We start from the raw sequence: 20,210 nt of genomic DNA, 5'->3' as shown, positions 1-20,210 counted from the left end.
TGATAAATAGAGGGACATGTTATGGGCAGAATCGATCGAGCTACGTTTCAAGCGAGAATAGACGCGATGGTTGGCGCTTTGCGAGACGAAATCAACAGCGGGGCTCTGCAGCCCGGGCAACTGCTGCCGTCCGAAGTGGAGCTCAGCGCCAGATTCGAGCTTAGCCGCAACTCCATTCGAGGAGCGTTGGAGCTGCTGGCGGCCGAGGAGCTGGTCCGTAAAGTTCCGAATGTCGGACATGTTGTGATAGCGGAGCTCCGAGACAAAGTGAAATTGAAGCTGGGCTTATACAAATCGGTTATGCGGGACGCCGCTATGCTTCAGCTGCTCGAGGCTTATAAGAAGCTAAAGCCGGAGGTCGAAGTGCAGACCATCGTGCTGCCGGCGGAAATCGATACGGAAACCGTACAGTCCTATATGACGAGCGGCATGGTGGATGCGATATCGTTGCCTTACTTGGATTTCGGTCTGCTGCAGAGCGACGGAGTGCTCGGGACGTTGTTGGAGCCGCTCCCGCCTGTACCCGGTACCTACCCCTTTCTGGAGGAGGTTTATCGGGAGGGGGAAGCTTTATGGCTCCGTCCGTTTTTATTTTCCCCGGTCGTTCTCTGCTACAATCGGCGGCATTTCCAACAGGCGAAGCTGGATGAACCGGATAGCGGCTGGAGCTGGGAACAGCTGATGCGAGCGGCTTGCGAGCTTAGAAGCGAGGAACGGTACGGCTTCTATTTCTATCTGCTTTCCGAGCACCGCTGGTCCGTCCTCTTGCTGCAGCAAGGAATCCGCTTCAAGCAAGGCGCCGCTCTGGTGGAGACGGAGGGGATTCAGCAGGCGCTTGCCTTCACCAGGCAATTGCTGCAGCCTCAGCAGGGGATGCCGCTTGTTCTGCTGGAAGGCGAGAACGATGCCGAGCTGCTGTTCAAGCAGCAGAAGGCTTCTATGATTATGACGACTTACTTTAATCTGAACGGATTGCAGGACTGCGACTTTCCGTTCGACGTAGCGCCAATTCCGACCTCAGGCGCATTCAAGACGCTTCTGGTCAACATCGGCGTCGGTTTGAACCGGCATTCTCACCATAAGGACGAGGCGCGCGATTTCATTGATTTCCTCACGGGACCCGTCGGGCAGCAGCTGATCGCGAACGACACGTTCAGCTTGCCGGCCCTGAAGCCGGCGGCGGAGGGAAGAAGCGCGGGCCATGCCTCCGGCATCTCCAGGTTTGCCATGTATCGGGAGATCGTTCCTACCTTCCGCTACTACACGGAGCTGGGATTGACCCCTAGGCAATTTCTGAAAATGCGCGGAGATTTGAAGCTGTATTGGGCCGGATTGGAGAGTATGGAGCAGGTTACGGCAAAAATAGTCCATTAATTGTATATAAATTAACAAAACCCTTGAGCAAAAACATTTGTTTTTGCTCTTTTTTGTCGTTGACAGCGCCTACATTTCGCCTATATAGTGAATATATAAACAATATATGAACAACGTAGAATCGCTTAGGAGGAATCGTCTGTGAAAATGATCGTGACCCGCAACTGTGCCGTTGAATTGCTGGAGGTGGAAGAGCCACTAATAGAGCCCGGCCACATTCTGATGAAGACGCAGTACTCGGCCGTCAGTCCGGGAACGGAGCTGACGATGATCGGGCGTGGCTACGACTTCCCCACCCCGATCGGCTACAGCGCGTCCGGCATCGTCCTCGAAGTAGGCGAAGGAGTGGAGCATGTAGCGCCGGGAGACCGCGTTGCCTGCTACGGAGGGCCTTACGTTCGGCATGCGGAGCTGCAGCTGATCCCCAAGCATCTCGCCGTCAAGGTGCCGTCATCGGTCGATATGAAGGCGGCGGCCTTCGTTGGGCTAGGAGCCATCGGCATTCATGCCCTGCGGCAGGGAGAGCTGTCGTTCGGGGCAATCGGCGTCATTCAAGGCTTGGGGATTCTCGGACAGATTATGGCCCGAATCGGCTATGCGGCCGGCTATCGCATCGCAGCGTGCGACTTGCTGGAATCGCGCTGTGCGCTGCTGCCTCGATTGCCCGGTCTTGAAGTGTGCCTGGAGGCGGCCGAGCTTCACGAAGCGGTTCGCCGATTAAGCGACGGCTCGGGGGCGGATGCAGTGCTGATCTGTGCCGGAGGCAAACGGGCGGGCCTGATCGACGAGGGCATCGATATGCTGCGGGATCGAGGCACGATTGTTGTCGTAGGGGACATCTTGACCGAGCTGACTCGCTCCAAGATGTTCGGCAAGGAGGTGAAGGTCGTCATTTCAAGAGCCGGCGGTCCGGGCCGATATGACGCCGCATATGAAGTCGAGGGACGGGATTATCCGCTCGGCTATGTACGATGGACGGAAGGGAGGAACATGAAGGAATATATTCGATTGCTGGAAGAAGGACGGATAGCCGTGACTTCGCTCATCAACAAACAAGCAAGGCTTTCCGACATGAGCGACCTGTATGGAGAATTTGCCAGCAACCCCGCCGCCGTAGTCGGCGCGATCGTGGAATACGGCGACTAATTTGAAGTCAAGGAGAGGATTCCTTTGCTGCGAGCCGTTCGGAAAATGCTTATTCGTTTGCTAATCGTTACGTTGGTTGTCACCGGTTTTCAAGGCGTTGTCCTGCAACAGGCGGGAGCTGCCGACGAGTATGACGACATGAGAATCAAATGGTTCAACTATTTAACCGGTGCGGATCTCTATTCGCTTCCCGTGACAGACCCCGATGTACAGGTACGGGTCGATTCCATCGACACTGAAGTCCAGGATCTGTGGAATACGCTGAACACGTCCCCAGGCCGCACGTATTTGTGGAGCGATGTAACCGCCGTCAACTACCCGGAATCCCGCTATATTTATGAAAATTACAATCGGATCTACGCGCTGGCGCTAGCTTACCGGACGAAGGGCGCTGCGCTTGAAGGGGACGGCACCCTGCTGACCGACATCAAGAACGCGCTCGATTGGATGTACACGAACCAGTACAACGAAACGATGACCTGGCAAGTGAACACGCATCTGTGGGAAATCTCGACGCCTACAACATTGTGCAATATCGTCATCCTGATGTATGACCAACTGAGCTCGACGCAACGGACGAATTACATGAATGCGGTCGACAAGTTCGCCAATGACCCGACCAATTATTCCACCAGTACTACGATTTCGTATGGCGCCAACCGGCTGTGGGAATCGCTAGTGATCGCCTTACGCGGGGTGATTGGGAAAAACAGCTCGAAGCTGGCGCTGGTGCGCGACCGCCTAGGCGATTTCGAAGCGAAAATTTATGACAATGTGAAAGCCTTGAACGGCTGGTACCGAGACGGATCCTTCATCTCCCATGATCGACATCCTTACAACGGATCCTACGGTTTGGGCCATTTTTCGACTTTTATCAAGATCAAATACTTGTTGGACGGAACGAGCTGGGAAATTGACGACCCTCGAGGGGGAAATGTGCTGAACTGGGCTTTCGACGGGTACGTCCCGCTGGTGGATCGCGGACGTCTGCTGGATATGGTCAACGGCCGGACCATTGCGAGAGAAGCCTCGAGCGACTATTCGCAAGGCAACGCCTTGCTGGATGCGCTGCTGATCCTGGTGGATGCGTCCCCGCCGGCGGAATCGGCTCTTCTCAAGCGGTACATGAAGGAATGGATGCAGGAAAATACGTACGCTCCATTTTACAACAAAGCCTCTTTGACCAGTCTGATCAAAGCGAAGGCGATCGTTCAGGACGGCGGCATCACCCCGCTTCGACCCGAGCTCTACCGCCAGTATCCTTCCATGGACAGAGCCGTGCAGCAGCGTCCGGATTATACGTTCGGACTCGCCATGTACTCGGACCGCGTCTACGACTTCGAGGCGATCGGGACGCCTGCGAACCACAATATCGAGAACAAGAGGGGCTGGTACACGTCGTCGGGCATGACTTATCTCTATAATGACGACTTGTCCCAGTACAACGACAACTATTGGGCGACCGTCAATATGGAGCGGATGCCGGGCACTACCTTGGATCAGGACTATGCCCGGGCGGAAGGCGTCGACAGCAAGCTGAGCACCAAGAGCTGGGTAGGCGGCGTCGAGCTGGGCGATTTCTACGGGGTATCGGGCATGGAGCTGGAGGGGTTCGGAACGACTCTGACGGCTAAGAAGTCCTGGTTCGCGTTCGATGACGAAATCGTGGCGCTCGGCTCGGATATCGATAGCGCCGACAGCCGTACGATTGAGACGATCATAGATAACCGGAAGCTGAACAGTACGGGGAATAATGCGCTCACCGTCAACGGCTCCGCCAAGTCGACATCCATCCCTTGGAGCGAGACGATGACAGGCGTCAACTGGATTCATTTGGCGGGCAACGTTAGCGGGGCGGACACCGGTTACTACTTCCCTGGGTCGGCCACCGTCAAGGGACTGCGGGAAAGCCGCACCGGTTCTTGGAAAGATGTGTCCGATCTCGCTTCCACGACGTCTTACACGAATCGTTTCATGAACTTATGGTTCGATCACGGGACGAATCCGAGCAATGCCGGCTACTCTTACGTCCTGCTGCCGAATCGGAACGCTACGCAGGTCTCGAGCTATGCCGCCTCGCCGGATATTTCGATTCTCGAAAACTCCGAATATGTGCATGCGGTTGAAGAAACCGGGCTCGATATCGTAGCGGCCAACTTCTGGCAGGATGTGAAACGGACGGCAGGCGGCATCACGGTCGATAAGAAGGCATCGGTCGCCATGAAGGAAACCGGCACCGAGCTGGAGATCGCCGTCTCCGACCCGACGCAGCGAAACAACGGTACGATTGAAGTGGAAATCAACAAAACCGCGGCGAAAGTCGTGACATCCGACCCAGCCATCGAGGTACTCTCGCTGACGCCGTCGATCCGCCTATCGGTGCAAGTGAGCGGCGCGATGGGAGCCACCAAGCGGATCAAGCTGGATACGGCCAGCTCGACGCAACCATCCGTTGTGACCTACACACCGTCCGCCGACGCTTCCGTTCACGAGGATCAGGCGAGTACGAACTTCGGATCGTCCAAATCGCTAAGCGTCCGAGAAGCGATCGCCGATCAGTTGGATCGCAAGGCGGTTGTGAAATTCGATGTGACCTCCATCGTATCCGTGACAAGTGCGAAGCTCGTGGTGCGTTCCTCCACTCCATCGGGCAAAGCCGCAGCGCTTACGGTGATGGGAGCGGGCGATAACTGGACCGAAGGAGCCGTCACATGGAGCAACGCACCGGTCAAGGAATCGTCGGTGCTGGATACGATATTCGTGAGCGGCGTGGAGAAGGACTACGAGCTGGACGTGACGGATTACGTAGCCGCTCAAGCCGCCGGAGACAACACGGTCACCCTGCTTCTTGCAGGCACGGACTACGATGACGAGAACTTGCTGCTGCTCAGCCGGGAGGCTTCTTACGGGGGGCCAAGGCTGATCGTGCAAGGGACATTCTCGGGAGCAACGCCATCCACGCCTTCGGCTCCCGCTTACGAGCAGATCGGCAGTCTCGCCTTGAACGATTCGTTCGACTCGGGCACGACCGGCGCGGCGCCGTCCGGTTGGACGCTGACACAGACCGGAGGGAGCGGGGTAGTGAATGTACCTGCCGGAGCTTCCGGCGATAAGGATTACAAGCTGAGATCAACATCGACAGGGACGTTCGTCCAGGCGGAGAAAAGCTTCACGCCCGTCTCCGGAGTAGTGGCGGCGGAGTTCCGGGTTCGCGCGGATCAGACCGGCGAGCCGATCACCGTGTCGCTGCTCGAGAGCACCTCGGCAGCGCCGGCTCTGGAGATTGTGCTGGAGGAGAACGGCCGAATCAAGTCAAGCGAAGGCCCGTATTCCACATATCTGCAAAACTATGACGCGGCCCAATGGTACAAAATTCGTGTCGTGCTCGATACTTCTACCGATCAGGCGGATGTATATGTAGACGATGCGCTTAAGGCGCGTCGGGTGCCGCTGATTCGCGCGGTATCGGGGATCGGAGCAATCCGGATCGGCTTTCGCGATCCGTCCGTGACGGTGTACCTGGACGATGTGAAGGTAGGCACACTCTCATCCATGGCTTCGCTGCCTTCCGCTGGCGACATCTCCGGTTGGGACACTCGCGGTGACGTGCCCGGTGTCCGCTACCTAATCAATGACGGCTTCAACGGAGCAGGGACAGCGCTGCCGACGGGATGGACGAAAACTACGAGCGGGGGAACCGTGGAGCTGGTCAATACGCCGAGCGCCTCCAACAGGAGCATGAAAATAACCGACACCAGCTCGACACAGGCGACGGAAGCGATGCATGCGCTCGCCGATCTGTCCGGCAAGCTCGTATTGGACTACAACGTCATGGCCGGTCAGACCAACGTCAGCGTAGGGGCGCCTTATGTTTCCGGTTACAGGCGAGGGAATACGGCTGCGCTCAATGCCAGCGTCGTGGTCTTCTCCTCGGACGGCAATATCAAAGCTTACAACGGGTCCACGGTAACGACGTTGATGCCTTACAGCGCCAACACTTGGTACAATATCCGGCTGGATATGGATACGACCACCGATAAATTCGACATTTACATCAACGGCCGACTGGAGGCTTCGCAATTCAGCTTCCGGGACGCCAACATCGACTTTCTGAAGTTGATCAAATTTTTCTTCAGCACCACAGCGACCGGCTCACTGTATATCGACAACTTGAGGGTGTATACGGACGCGGAGAAGTACTTCTACAATGGAGTTCGGCCGAAGCCGGACGTGCAGCTCATGATGGACGACGCCGTACCGGCGGGAACCGAGCTTGAAGTGAAAGCGATGCTGAGGAATCCGGAGGATACGATCAAACCCGAGCGTGTGCTGATGAACTACGATCCGAGCCGCTTCGAGTATGTCGGCATTTCCGCCGGAACCTTGTCCGGACTAAGCTATACTGTGCAGGAAATCAGGTCGGGCTACTTGTCCATCGGCATTTCGGGCTCGAGCGGAGCGACCGGCGACGGGACTTTGTTCAAGGTGAAATTCCTGCCAATCGTCAACTCGGGTGAAGCGGACTTCCGAATTTATAGCGCCGATCTATACGAGAGTGCGACAGGGCAACTGGTGCAAACGGAGACGTATCGCAGCACTGTTAGAATCGATGAACCGACCTATTCGGTCAACGATAGCTTTGACTCCGGTTCGTTGCCGGTTGGATGGTCAACCGTCACTGCAGGTGGAACCGTTCAAGTGGTCAACACGCCAAGCTCGTCGGATAAGAGCCTGCGCATTCAGGATACGAACAACGCACAGGTGACCGAAGCGACACGCGCATTTACCGCAATTACCGGAACAGCGGTCGTGGAGTATTCGCTCATGGCGGCTCAGACCAATGTCAGCTTGGGCGGCGCCTACGTGCTCGATGGAGCGGGGGCCAACGCCGGGATTATCGTGTTCTCCTCGGACGGCAACATCAAGGCTTACAACGGCGTTACCGCCACAACACTTCGACCCTACAGCGCCAACACTTGGTACGATATGCGACTGGTGCTGAATTCGACAATAGACAAGTACGACGTGTATGTGGACGGAGTCAAGGTAGCGGACGACTTTGCGTACCGCAGCGGCGTCAGCTCGGTGGAGCAGCTTAAGTTTTTCTTCAGCACGACGGCGACCGGAACAATGTATGTCAATAATGTGCGCGTATTCGGGCCATAAAGCGGTTGTCCAGGCGCTTGCCGCCTTGCAGACAATATAAAGTATAGGGGAAACAACATGGAGGAGGTCCAGCAATGACGAAACATTGGAAAAAAGCGGCATCGGTCGCGGTTGCTGCAGCTGTCGTGCTCAGCGCTTGCGGCAGCAAGGAGGAGACGGCTTCGCCCTCGCCCGGCGGCAGCCAGGCCCCCGGCGCCGCCCAGAAGGAGAAGCTTACGCTGAATTGGATGATCTCGGTCCCTAATGCCCAAGCGAGCCTGCCTGCGGCGGACAAAGATTTCATCCGCAAGACGATCGAGGAGAAGTTCAATGTCGAGCTTAAGATCGAGTACAGCGTCCTGGGAGAGGAATTCTCCAACAAGCTGCACGCGAAGATGACCGCCGGCGATACGCCGGATCTGTTCCACGCCGAGGCCCAGAAAACCTCGAAGTACATCCTGGACGGCGTTGTAGCAGATTTGACGCCGTACGTCTCTCCGCAGACGATGCCGAACTACTTCAAATGGGTGACGCAGGATGAGATGAAGCGTTACCAAGTGCAAGGCGCGTTCAAGCGGGCGCCTGTGCCGTTCGAGAAATCCCAGTACCATGCATACTATGTGCGCAAGGATTGGCTCGACAACCTGGGGATGAAAATTCCTAAAACTTACGACGAAATGCTCGAGGTCATGAAGGCGTTCACGTTCAAGGATCCGGACGGCAACGGCAAAAACGATACGTACGGCTTTACTACGTTCGGAGCCGGCGCCAACGTATCCCGGGAGTTCCCGGAATGGTTCAAGGCAGGGATGGGTGCTGGGCTACTGATCGACAAAGAAAGCTTCTACGATACCGGCTCCAATCAACGGGCCGGCAAGGTGCTCGACGAGATCCGCAAGACGCTGGAGCTTAAGGTCGTCGATCCCGACTGGTATCTGAACAAGACGGGCGAGCACTTGAACAAGGTGCAGCAGGGCCGCGTAGGGATTTTCTACTCCACCGCCCGCGACATCGCCTTCGACAACAGCAACAACAGCATTCAAGCGAAAACCCGTGAAGTAACCGGCAACCAGAAAGCTGAATTCGCAGCGTTCCACATTGCGGGCAACATCCCGATTACGTACGAAGCGTTGCCGGGCCTGCCGTTTATGATCGGGGTGAAGACGCCGGACAACAAGATCAAGCGCACGATGGAAATTCTCGACTGGCTCGCTTCTCCGGAAGGCTTCCTGTTGGCCAATTTCGGCAAGGAAGGCGTGCATTACAAGAAGGACGGCAACAAAATTACCCTGATTCCGGACGCGGTGAAGAAGGACATTATCGACAACGGCAGCTTCACAACGATCTGGTCCAGTATATTCAGCTATGGCGTGAAGGATTTGGCCCCGCTCGGCCTGGAGCTGGTCGATCCGCGCGAAACCGATCACGACCGCGCCATTCTGGCTCAGTTCAAGACGAACAAGTACTACACCCTCGGGACGAACGTTTCGCCTCCGCAAGGACTGGACTTGGCGGCGTTCCGCAAACAGATGAATGTCTATCAAGCCAAAGTGCTGTTCGACGAAAAGGATTCCAGCAATTGGGTCAAATACTCGCAAGAGCTGATGGACAAATACAGCGGCAAGGCGCTGTTCGACGGCTACGCCGAGCAAGTGTCCACCGCGCTGGGCAAGAAGATTACGTTTAAGGTTGACTAAATAAGTTAAGTTGCTCACGCAGCAAAAGCAAAAGCAAGAAGCCGTCCGCGAGGACGGCTTTTGCGCTGTACGGGGATGCTCCAAGAGACGAAAAGAAACTAAGGCTTAAGCTCTCTCGAGCGGAAGCGCCAGGGTACCCGGCTCCTCCAGCGGCTTCTCCGACTCGGCCTCAGCCGGCTTCGGCTTGGCCTGGTTCGTCGTTCGCAGCGGGATCTCCTTCAGGAAGAACACCAGGATGAAGGCGGTCGCCAGCGTTAACGTGCCGGCCAAGAAGACGGTGGATAATGAAGCGCCAAGCGCTTCCCGGATGTTGTCGATCATCTGCGTGAACAGCGGCTGCACGTCTGTCGGCAGGCTTGCCTGCGTCTGCTCCAGCAGCGGCTTGTTCATCAGAGCCTGCGGGTTGGCGAAGCTCAGCATTTGCTTGGCCAGCGCCGGATCGACCTTGCTGAGATCCGGGGCGTTCGGCGAGGCCAACGCTTCCTTCAGATGGGTGCCGAGCGTGTTGGACATAACCGTCCCCATGACGGCAATCCCGATCGTACCGCCCAAGTTCCGGAACAGCTGGCTCGAAGCCGTCGCGACCCCCAGCTCGGTATGCGGCACCGCATTCTGCGTTGCGAGGGAGAAGACCGGCATGCCGAGGCCGAGCCCCAGGCCGAACACGATCATGCTGACGACCGCCAGCCAGACGCTGTTCATGAAGATCATAATCGCCATCCCGGCAATCATCAGCGGAATGCCGAGCATTGCATAGCGCTTGTATTTGCCTTTCTTCGCCATCAGCTGACCGGCCATGGAGCTCGCGACAACCATAACGATGGACATCGGCATCGTGACGTAACCGGCGTAAGTCGGCGTTATGCCGAGCACGCCCTGCACGAAGAAGCTCAGGTAGATCATCGCGCCCATCATGCCGAAGTTCATAATGAAGCCGATGATGTTCGAAATTGTAACGATGCTGTTTTTGAACAGGCTGAGCGGCAAAATCGGGCTTTTCGCCTTCGTTTCCACCCAGATGAAGATCAACAACGACACAAGCGACGCCCCAAGCAGTCCGAGAATACGCGCCGACCCCCAAGGATGCTGCGATCCGGCCCACGAGAAGGCGAGCAGCAGCGGCACAATCGTCGTCGTCAAGAACAGCGAGCCGAGATAATCGACGCTTTGTTTGGCGCCGCGCTCCACCTTAGGAAACAGCGACAAGATCATGAAGAAGGCGACAACGCCGAGCGGCAGGAACACCCAGAACAGCCAATGCCAGTCGAGATGGTCGACCAAGTAACCGCCAAGCGTCGGTCCGAGCACACTGGAGAAGCCGAAGACGGCCATCATCATGCCCATCCATTTGCCGCGCTCGCGAGGAGGGAACAAGTCGCCGACGGCGGTGAAGGCGGTCGATTGAATAATACCGGCGCCGATCCCTTGAATGCCTCGATAAAAAATAAACTGGTACACGTCATTCGACGTCCCGGTCAGAAAAGCGCCTAAAATAAAAAACAAAATCCCGATCAGGAGAAACGGCTTGCGCCCGAACATGTCGGACAGCTTCCCTACTAGCACCGTGGCAATCGTAGAGGTCAGCATGTAGATGTTGATCGTCCAAGTATATAGCTCCATCCCGTTCAGGATGGCAATGATGCGCGGCATCGCCGTGCTCGTAATCGTCTGGTTGATCGCGGCGAAGAACATGGCGGCCATGATTGCGATCATAATGGTCATCTTGCGTTTGTGGGACAAATGTTCCATTGCGGTCTCTCTCTCTCCAATTTTGTTAAGTTTGGTCCAAGCTTTGGTTCAAGGTGGTGAAAATACGCTGTAGATGCCCGATATCCTCATCCGTCAGCAAATGAAAATAAGATTGCATGAGCTGCTTCTGCAAGGCTTGCGCTTGGTGAAGCTGCTGCCCGCCCGGGTCGGTCAAGATCACATGCACAACTCTTCGGTCCGTCTCCGCTCTCTCCTTGCGCACATACCCTTCCTTCTCCAACTGATCGGTGATCCAGATGACGCCCGACGGCGTGATGCCTAACGAATGGGCGATTTCCGAAACTTTGCGCGGCCCCTCCCGCTCGATCAAGTACATTACTTTGAACTGAGGGAGCGTCAACCCGAATCCGTGTTTGTTCCAGTCGTTCGAGATGCCCTTGAAAAAAGTTTTGAACAAAGCGGCTAAGGCGAAAATATCGTCATAACGATTCAAACGTCCCCCTCCTAATTAATTCAGTGCTTAATAAATAACTACTTAACAATATACTCCTTGAAGTAAACTCGAGCAAGGGGCAGAATAAGCCAATCTTGGAGACGGCGGCCGGTTCGACTCATCGTTTCATCGCTCTATCTCGCTGATACGCCAGCTCTCGCAGTTTTCCTCGTGTATAATGGAACAAGATCAGCAGCATCGTCGCGGCGGCGCGAACGCCGACCAGCCCAGCACATACACCACCGTTTTCCACCCGTGCAGCCGCCATTTTTCATAAATGAACAAGAACAAGATCGAAGCGCTCGGATACATGAAGAAATGGAAAAACGCGCCGGATAGCTCATAAGAGGGGTTGTCGGAGAAATAGTAGGTGTGGTACGGGGTAGCGTGCAAAAAATAATCGATGGTGGCGACGAGCTTGCGGAATAGTCGTATTCCCCCCGTAAGCATCACCAGGATGAAAGCCCAGAAGGCGAAAGACCACCATATCTGCCAATCCTCCGCGTGGACAAGCACTTTGAGGAAATTCAAGCTGCCTGATTATCATGCCCCTTTGCAAGGAATCCCATTAAAGGAGGCGGCAAGCATGGCGTTTGGGCGGCGTTTGTGGTACGATGTGGGACAAATGTGAATGAGGAAGTGTTCGAGCGTGATCCTGATTACGGTGCCGAATCCGGAAGTGACGATTTTGAAGCAGGCCGATCCGCAGCTGAGCCATATTTATGGGTTTACCGATTTTCATCTGATTCCGAGGGATCGAGGCGGGATCTTCATGTTCTACAACGAAGCGGGAGAGCTGCTGTTCGTGGGCAAGGCGCGCAAGCTGCGGCCGCGGATCAAGAAGCATTTCGAGGACACGGTGTCGGCCGTGAAGGACCATCGCGGCGAAATTACCCGCATCGAGGTGTGTCTGGTGGAGGATCCCGTCGAACGGGAAATCTACGAGACGTACATCGTGAACAAGCAGCGGGCGAAGTACAATGTGGATAAGGTGTTGTACCAGTAGGGTGCGGCGGGGGTGTGTGACGGTTCCGGGCATGAGGGCCGGGTCCAGGGTGATCTGGATACCCAATTTCGCTATTGGAGAACCAAATTACGCATACGGGCTTCATTTTCGCCAATCTGAGTACCTAAGTATCCAATTCGCGAAGCTAGATTCCTGTTTAAAGTACTTAGGTACTCAGATCCGTAACCCCAAATGAAAAGAGGCTATCGCAGGCGGTCCATGTCGACCGCAAGCGATAGCCCTTCTTGTTATGGCTGCCCAAGCGCCTTGCGCACGAGGGGAGCGACCTTCGTGCCGAGCAGCTCGATCGAGCGCAGCACCTCGCGATGCGGCATCGTCCCCACGTTGACGTGATGGAGGAAGCGGGTGATGCCGAGGTTTTTCTGCAGCAGCACGATTTTCTCCGCCACGTACTCGGGATCGCCGACATAGAGCGCCCCGCGCAGGCTGCGGGCCGCATCGTACGTCGCGCGGGTGTACGGCTGCCCCCAGCCGCGCTCGCGGCCGATGACGTTCATCTGCTTCGCCGTCGGCTCATAGAACGCTTCCGCGGCCTGCTCGGTCGTGTCGGCGATGAAGCCGTGCGAGTGCGTCGCGATCGCCAGCTTCGCCGGATCGTGCCCGGCCTGGGCCGCGGCCCGCTTGTACAGCTCGACGAGCGGCGCGAACTTCTCGGGCATACCGCCGATGATCGCGAAGGCGATCGGCAGCCCGAGCGTGCCGGCGCGGACGGCCGACTCCGGGTTGCCGCCGCTCGCAATCCAGACCGGCAGCGGGTTCTGCACCGCGCGCGGGTAGATGCCCGTGTTCCGGATTGCCGGGCGATGCCCGCCAGGCCACGTGACCTTCTCCGAAGCGCGAATCGCGAGCAGCAGCTCGAGCTTCTCCTCGAACAGCTCGTCGTAATCGTCGAGGCTGTACCCGAACAGCGGGAACGACTCGATGAACGAGCCGCGGCCCGCCATGATCTCGGCCCGGCCGTTCGAGATGCCGTCGAGCGTGGCGAACGCCTGGTAGACGCGGACCGGATCGTCGGACGACAGCACCGTCACGGCGCTCGAGAGGCGGATCCGCTTCGTCATCGCGGCCGCCGCCGCGAGCACGACGACCGGCGCCGAGCCGGCGTAGTCCGGGCGATGATGCTCGCCGATGCCGTAGACGTCGAGCCCGGCCTGATCGGCGACTACAATTTCCTCGACCGCGTGACGCAGCCGCTCGGCATGGTTGACCGGCCCGCCGGTGGCCGGGTCGACCGTCGCTTCTAAGAAGGTACTGATCCCCATTTCAAAAACAGGTGCTGCTTGTGCTGGTGCTTGATCTTGATCGGCCAAAACGGACCGCCCCTTTCGATGGCTTATTTTCTTTACCATATTAGCACGAGTCATGCGTGCGCCCCTAATGCGTTTCGAGCATGGGCACGCACCCCATGGACTTCATATGAATATTCTGCCTGCGACAACGTATGGTCGCCGCTGCCTGCTCATACAAGGGGACTTGCGCCATCCGGCTTTCTCGGTGGCCGTTGTGCGGCAGACGATCGAAGCCTACGGCAGGTTCTCGAATATCTCCGACGGGCAGTTGGAGGATACGTACCGGACGAACATTTTCCCGATGTTCTTCATGACCAAGGCGGCGCTCACGATGCTTCCTTCGTGACAGGGCAAGTGATTCACGTCAACGGGGGCCTCATGACAGAAACATGAAACGCTTACAGAGTGTTGGGATAGACAAGTGAGGAGCTCCCCTGGAGCGGGGCTGCGTCGTCGGTTTCGATGCGGTCTTCGCCGGGGGTGTTTTTTGCTGTAATTGAGGTGATGTATCGTAATTTCAACTAGCGGCTCTCTCACTAGGGCTTTAGACCTCTTTTTGTCATGAGCGATGGCATGTTACGTACAGGATCAGTTAGAATGAGCGTGTAGCGATGGCTCTCATCAATGGATAATGAACAGGAAGCGATGTGGTGGCTTGAGTACGGGGGCTGTATGGACATACGTGGCAGTTTACTTGATACCTCTCCTGTTTTTTATTTACATGGGTACCGACGTTCTATTGCGCAATTCGAAAAAGACGGAGCATCGGCTTCTGGCCGTAACCGCCTTTTGCTATGTTCTGTTGTTTATGGAAGAGTACGTACGCCATCAGCTGCCAATCGGGGAAAGTGCGACGATCGTGGCGCTGTGGTTCTCCAATGCGGGCATCGCCATCCCGGGGCTCGGCTTCCACTTCCTTGCCAAGTTTTCCGGAATGGATAAGCGGATGCCGCGCTACGTCTATCCTTATATTTTTTACTTGCCGCTATCGGTCATTGTGGTCAATGTGCTCAGCCGCGAGCAGATTATTTCCTCCAGCGAATTCGTCACGGTCGGCGTCTGGAAGATGCCGGTGTACAACAGTTCCTACTATATAGCACTTAGTGCGAGCATTTTCATCAGCCTGCTGTATTTGGCCGTGCTGTACAAAGGCCGTGCGGTCACACGCAGCGCCGAACATCGCGCAATATTCGACCTGCTCCTCTTAGGAGTCTACATCAGCTCCGTGTGGCATATCGTGTTCGGCTTCTTTCAATTCGGCGAGTGGACACCCCCCTATCCTTATATTTTCGGAGGCGTGATTTGGCTGTTCATTCTTCGACTGGCTATGATCCGCTACGACTTTCTTAATTTTTCCACCAGGCGTTATGAGAAAATGTTCCACATGAACCCGGCGGCCATCTTGCTCGTCGAGCCCTCTGGCCATGTCCGTGAAGCGAATCCAGGCGCACGCCAGCTGTTCGACTACATTGATCTGGATCGTGTGCTGTTCTTCGCCTTGGTCGACCCGTATCTCCAAGAGGCGGTCCAGAGCCGCAAAGCGATCAAAGCTTACGAAACGACCATTCATAACGGCAATGAGCGCTTGGACGTGCTGATTGACGGCGATTACGTGACGCTTGAGAACGAACTGCTGGCGATTTTGATCGTGAGGGATATTACGCTGCAGAAGAAGCATCAGGAAGAAATCCGTTTCCTCGCTTACCACGATTCGCTCACGCGTCTGCCGAACCGGAGATACTTCCATGAAGAGCTGCGGACCGCACTCGAGGAAGCGGAAGCCAAGCAACTGCAGCTAGCCGTAATTTTGCTTGACCTGGACCGGTTCAAGGAAACGAACGACAAGTACGGGCATGAGGCGGGCGACGCGCTGCTGCGCCATGTGGCGAGAATTATCGGCGAGACCGCCGGCGGGGGCGGGTTTGCGGCCCGGTTAGGCGGGGATGAATTCGTTTTGTTCTTGCGCTGCATCTCGTCGGAGGCGGATGTCCGCGAGATGATGGGGCAGCTGCAGCTGCGGCTATCGGAGGAGGCGTTGATCTACGGCGACCAGCGGCTGATCGTGGAGCTGAGCATGGGCGTCAGCTTTTACCCGGAGCAGGGGCGGGACAGCAACACTTTGCTGCTGCAGGCGGACAGGGCGATGTATAGGCATAAGCACGAGGGAAAGGCCGGGGTGCGGTACACGGTGTAGCGGGGGTCGGCGATTGTTTACCTGGAACCTAGGTATGGTATACTTTCCCTAAGATGATTTTGCAACCGGATGAGGGAACCATGACGATGTTAACGACCGATACTCCAAACCAAGAAACGGAGCCGACGCTCAAGCTGTGCGCCCAATGCCACACGATGAAGCCGATCGCGGACTTCCTGCGCCGCAGCGGCAAGCGGGCCGGCGCGCCGCGGCGGCGCGGCACATGCCGCAGCTGCCGTACGGCGTTGCCGGAGGAGCGCGTCGATGCGGCTGCTGCTGAGCTGCCGGGCGAAGCCGATATGTTGGAGCTTGCGCCTGCAGGGGGCACCACAGCGGCGTCAGCGCCGAAGCGGCAGCGGAAACGCCGTCGTCGGGGCGGGACCGGCTCTGCAGCAGCTGCAACAACGCCGGCGCCGGCGCTGGAGGCGCTGCTCCCGCAAGCGCAGGCAGAGGCGCCCGCAGTGGGGACTGACGCTGCCGTAGGCGAGGCTGCGCTGGAGCCCGCCTACTTCGACGCGACTGAAGCGGTCGTCGCCCCGCCGAAGCGGAAGCGCCGCAGGCGCCGGGCCGGCTCGGTTGCGGCTATGTCGGCGAGTGCGTCGCTGGAGCCGACGCCTCCGCAGGCGCCCTTGCCTGCAGCGGAGGAGGCGCCTGCCGCCGCCGACATAGAGCAGCCCGTGGCGGCCACTGCCGAGCCCGCGGACACGACCTCGGCGGGAGATGCTGTCGCCCCGCCGAAGCGCAAGCGTCGCCGCCGGCGACGCGGCAAAAAGGCGAAGCTCGCCGCACCGATGCCGATCGCCTTCACGGCGCCGGTCCGCTCGGGTCCGCCGATCGACGCAACTGGCTTGAAAGCCACACGCCAAGGCTTCATCCGTATGCATGGCAAAACAGATAACGGCCGCCGCTGGTTCCAGGAGATCGACCTGGAGCTGGCGCAGACGCTCGTCCGTGAACGGGCGGCCGTCATCGTCAATCGTCATACGATCCGTCGCCTGTACAGCAACAAGGAGTTCCGGCGGCTGATCCTCACTAGAGACAACTACACATGCCGCTTCTGCGGGCAATACGGTGACACGATCGACCATTTGCTGCCCCGCGCCAAAGGCGGACATACGACACCGGACAACTGCGTCTGCGCCTGCAACCTATGCAATCAGACGAAAGCCGACCGCGACCTCGAGGAATTTATCGGCGGAGCGGATACTTAGTCACCCCAAACCAAGGAGGCCTCCGAGCATGCTAGCGACCATTCAGAAGACCGAACAAGGCTACACCGCGCACTATGTGCGTCATTATAGCCATTCCGCAGACCTGGTATGGGCTTATTTAACAGATAACGGCTACCTGCAGCAATGGTTCTCCGAATTGCGGGTGGACGAGTTGCGTGTCGGAGGGTTACTCAAGTTCGACATGCAGGACGGGACCTTCGAGGAGATGGAGATTCTCGACCTCGAGCCTAAATCCGTGCTGGAGTATACTTGGGGCGAAGACCGCGTGCGATTCGAGCTGAAGCCGGAAGGAGCTGCAGGGTGTCGCCTCGATTTCATCGAGAGAATCGGGAAGCTGACCGACCACACTCCTCGCGATCTCGCAGGCTGGCACGTATGCTTGGACGTAATTGCCGCCTTGCTGGACGGCAGGACGCTCGAACGGGAGCTGGAGTGGAAAGGCTGGTACGAACAATATAAAGCTCGCTTGGCGGGTTTGGAATAGGTGGAGAAAATGAATCTTAGAGCGGACCAACGGGGGGCGTCGAAGGTAGCCGTCGTTGAGAGCGACCGGGTGCTGATTCAAGACACGCAGGATGCGCTGGACTTGATGGCGACCGTTCGCTACCAGGTGGAGGCCGACAAGCTCATCCTGTTTAAGCAGAACCTTGTAGAGTCGTTTTTCGACTTGAGCACACGGTTGGCTGGAGACATTTTGCAAAAGTATACGAACTACAGCATGATCATCGCCATCGTCGGAGACTTCAGCACGTATAGCAGCAAAAGCTTTAAGGATTTTATTTATGAGTGCAACAACGGGAAGCATGTGTTTTTCTTGCCAGACGAGCAAACCGCGCTGGAGAAGCTGCATAGCTTGAGCTAGCGAATTGGGATAAATTTCATAATAACGACCGTCCATCTCATTGTGGGCGGTTTTTTTATCCCCTATTCGGCAGCTATTCAGATTTTATTCAGAAAATATATGTATAATCATCTTAAAAAAATAGATCTTTAGATCTATAATGAATTGGTGTGGGCAGGTCTAATTCCATATATTTAATAAAAGGGGCATAAGATTTGCTCTATTTTTCCGCCGGGACTAGGACTTATTGACTAATTCACATAAAAAAGGAGATTCGAAATGTCATTTCGTATTGCAGTTGCAGGTGCTTTTAGATGGACACGGCTGTTTGGTTTTATTTGTTCCTTGCTGTTGATCAGTCTTTGGCTCTCCCCGCACTCCGTCAAAGCCGCAACCCTAGATGTGATAAACATCAACCATCAGAGTATGAATTTCGGCGTGCCAACCGTGTCCGGGAATGGAGGCGTAGGAACCGTCTACACGTATCGGGATGTTTTTACGGACTCCGTTACACAGAAGAAAGTGTTGGCGAAGATTACCATAACCGGAATCACAAATGCTACACTATCGGCACATGACAATGCTTTTCCCAATGACGCTGAACTTCAGAAACGATTCAATCCTAAATTGACAACGGACCCGGCGGGCATGGTTAACTACAGAGTTGACTTCTATGATCAAGCCTCGTTTCCGCTGAGTCCTCCTGATCCTGCGCCTACACCGGTGCCGGTCGAACTGCAGAACTTCTATATCACGGTCATAGATTTGGACGGTAACGGCTCCACATTCAACGAGTTCGTAGAATTGTCCGGCTTCCAAAGCTATATAGTGGATTCGACCACGAAACTGGGGATCTCTGCCGTCGGCGACGGCAAAACCCGATTTAATGGAACGACTACTTCCTTGCCAAATATCGATTTTGATAGAACAGCGGCGGTTATTGTCAATTTTACGGCTCCTGTCAGCAGCATTGCGTTAACTATCGGCACCACGGGGAAGCTGACGGATCGAGAGTTCTCAATCAACTTCGGAGCGGCCGGGGGGTCGTTTCCCAACCCGCAGACGATTTTGAAGGCACCGATCTTGGCAGTCAGCAATCAGACGGTAAGCTGGGACCCGATCCTGAACGCAACTAAGTATATGGTCAAAATCTATAACAGCGGCGGAACGCTGATTGATACAGTCGATGTCGGAACCGGCACTTCGATTGATTTATCCACACGGGCGCTTGCGACAGGGAGCTACTATGTGGAGGTTCAGACGAAGGGGAATGGAACTACCTACTTGGACTCGGGATGGTCGAGTAAATCGGCACCGAATATTGCGATTACAGTCAGCATTGCCAGCGTAGCCAATATAACGAAAACGGTCGCGTACGGTACGTCGTTAGCAAGCGCCAAATCGGCGCTGGGCACGAGCGTGACGGTGAATCTGGTCGGTGGCGGCACAGCGACGGTGCCGATCACGTGGAGCGCGGACTCCACGCCGACCTATAGTGGCAACACGTCGGCAACCTACGTGTTCACGGGAACATTCGGCACGTTGCCGGCGAATGTGGACAACAAGAACACCGTGTCCGCTCCAAGTGGAACGGTGACCGTGGACACGGTGAGCATAGCAAGTGTCAGTAATATTACCAAGACAGTTGCATACGGCACGAGCCTCGCCGATGCGAAAGCCGCGCTGGGCACGAGCGTGACGGTGAACCTGGTCGGCGGCGGCACGGCGACGGTGCCGGTCACGTGGAGCGCGGACTCCACGCCGACCTATAATGGCAACACGTCGGCAGCCTACGTGTTCACGAGTACGTTCGGCACTTTGCCGGCGAATGTGGACAACAAGAACACCGTGTCCGCTCCAAGTGGAACGGTGACCGTGGACACGGTGAGCATAGCGAGTGTCAGCAACATCACCAAGACCGTAGCGTACGGAACGACTATCACTGATGCGAAGGCTGCGCTGGGCACGAGCGTGACGGTGAACCTGGTCGGCGGCGGCACGGCGACGGTGGATGTCACATGGAGCGCAGACTCTAATCCGACCTACGTCGGTACAACAGCAA

The 20,210-nt window shown here is 56.4% G+C and carries 15 protein-coding genes; 11 read left to right on the top strand and 4 right to left on the bottom strand.

The window, feature by feature from the left end; genetic code table 11:
* The first annotated feature begins 21 nt into the window (after positions 1-21).
* The 4 genes from PKO02S_RS07060 (at position 22) to PKO02S_RS07045 (ending at position 9,362) form a co-directional block, all read left to right on the top strand.
* Positions 22-1,374 carry an extracellular solute-binding protein gene (locus PKO02S_RS07060; RefSeq protein ID WP_127580429.1) on the top strand — a complete coding sequence of 451 codons (1,353 nt, stop codon included), beginning with the start codon at positions 22-24 and terminating at the stop codon, positions 1,372-1,374.
* Between the two features lie 147 nt (positions 1,375-1,521).
* Positions 1,522-2,520, top strand: a complete 999-nt coding sequence (locus PKO02S_RS07055; RefSeq protein ID WP_246066869.1) for a zinc-dependent alcohol dehydrogenase — start codon at positions 1,522-1,524, stop codon at positions 2,518-2,520.
* A gap of 24 nt (positions 2,521-2,544) precedes the next feature.
* Positions 2,545-7,686, top strand: a complete 5,142-nt coding sequence (locus PKO02S_RS07050) for a polysaccharide lyase family 8 super-sandwich domain-containing protein (protein WP_127580425.1) — start codon at positions 2,545-2,547, stop codon at positions 7,684-7,686.
* Between the two features lie 74 nt (positions 7,687-7,760).
* Entirely contained in the window at positions 7,761-9,362 is a 1,602-nt protein-coding gene (locus PKO02S_RS07045; protein ID WP_127580423.1) for a type 2 periplasmic-binding domain-containing protein, read from the top strand.
* 105 nt (positions 9,363-9,467) lie between these two features.
* On the opposite strand, the gene PKO02S_RS07040 is transcribed toward PKO02S_RS07045, so the two are convergent.
* The 3 genes from PKO02S_RS07040 to PKO02S_RS07030 all read right to left on the bottom strand — a co-directional run bounded on the left by PKO02S_RS07040 (position 9,468) and on the right by PKO02S_RS07030 (position 12,096).
* A complete protein-coding gene (locus PKO02S_RS07040; RefSeq protein WP_127580421.1) occupies positions 9,468-11,111 on the bottom strand; it encodes an MDR family MFS transporter in 1,644 nt (547 codons plus the stop codon).
* 25 nt (positions 11,112-11,136) lie between these two features.
* Positions 11,137-11,565 (bottom strand): MarR family winged helix-turn-helix transcriptional regulator, encoded by a 429-nt coding sequence (locus PKO02S_RS07035; RefSeq protein ID WP_127580420.1) that lies wholly within the window; start codon positions 11,563-11,565, stop codon positions 11,137-11,139.
* 189 nt (positions 11,566-11,754) lie between these two features.
* Complete coding sequence (locus PKO02S_RS07030; protein WP_127580418.1) at positions 11,755-12,096, bottom strand: hypothetical protein; 342 nt, start codon at positions 12,094-12,096, stop codon at positions 11,755-11,757.
* Between the two features lie 118 nt (positions 12,097-12,214).
* Here PKO02S_RS07030 and PKO02S_RS07025 point away from each other — a divergent pair, with 118 nt between their 5' ends.
* A complete protein-coding gene (locus PKO02S_RS07025; RefSeq protein WP_127580416.1) occupies positions 12,215-12,571 on the top strand; it encodes a nucleotide excision repair endonuclease in 357 nt (118 codons plus the stop codon).
* 248 nt (positions 12,572-12,819) lie between these two features.
* Here the strand turns inward: PKO02S_RS07025 and PKO02S_RS07020 are convergent, their stop codons facing one another.
* Positions 12,820-13,854, bottom strand: a complete 1,035-nt coding sequence (locus PKO02S_RS07020; RefSeq protein ID WP_127580556.1) for an LLM class flavin-dependent oxidoreductase — start codon at positions 13,852-13,854, stop codon at positions 12,820-12,822.
* A gap of 154 nt (positions 13,855-14,008) precedes the next feature.
* Between PKO02S_RS07020 and PKO02S_RS07015 the strand changes: the two genes are divergently transcribed.
* From PKO02S_RS07015 to PKO02S_RS06990, 6 genes are all read left to right on the top strand, one after another.
* A complete protein-coding gene (locus PKO02S_RS07015; RefSeq protein ID WP_373865197.1) occupies positions 14,009-14,227 on the top strand; it encodes a Rossmann-fold NAD(P)-binding domain-containing protein in 219 nt (72 codons plus the stop codon).
* Positions 14,228-14,620: 393 nt separating this feature from the next.
* Entirely contained in the window at positions 14,621-16,075 is a 1,455-nt protein-coding gene (locus tag PKO02S_RS07010) for a GGDEF domain-containing protein (RefSeq protein ID WP_164821335.1), read from the top strand.
* 80 nt (positions 16,076-16,155) lie between these two features.
* Positions 16,156-17,286: an HNH endonuclease gene (locus PKO02S_RS34100; protein WP_444980884.1), complete on the top strand. Its 1,131-nt coding sequence runs from the start codon at positions 16,156-16,158 to the stop codon at positions 17,284-17,286.
* 28 nt (positions 17,287-17,314) lie between these two features.
* Complete coding sequence (locus PKO02S_RS07000) at positions 17,315-17,791, top strand: SRPBCC family protein (RefSeq protein WP_127580412.1); 477 nt, start codon at positions 17,315-17,317, stop codon at positions 17,789-17,791.
* Positions 17,792-17,800: 9 nt separating this feature from the next.
* Positions 17,801-18,169: a DUF4180 domain-containing protein gene (locus PKO02S_RS06995; protein WP_127580410.1), complete on the top strand. Its 369-nt coding sequence runs from the start codon at positions 17,801-17,803 to the stop codon at positions 18,167-18,169.
* Positions 18,170-18,796: 627 nt separating this feature from the next.
* Positions 18,797-20,210, top strand: a 1,414-nt coding sequence (locus tag PKO02S_RS06990; protein ID WP_164821334.1) for an Ig-like domain-containing protein, incomplete at its 3' end; no start/stop codon positions are given.

It is taken from the genome of Paenibacillus koleovorans NBRC 103111, from assembly GCF_004000845.1.
GTDB classification, from domain to species: Bacteria; Bacillota; Bacilli; order Paenibacillales; family NBRC-103111; genus Paenibacillus_AA; species Paenibacillus_AA koleovorans.
The sequence above is the reverse complement of the archived record's forward strand: the minus strand, read 5'-3'. Positions and strand labels throughout refer to the sequence as shown.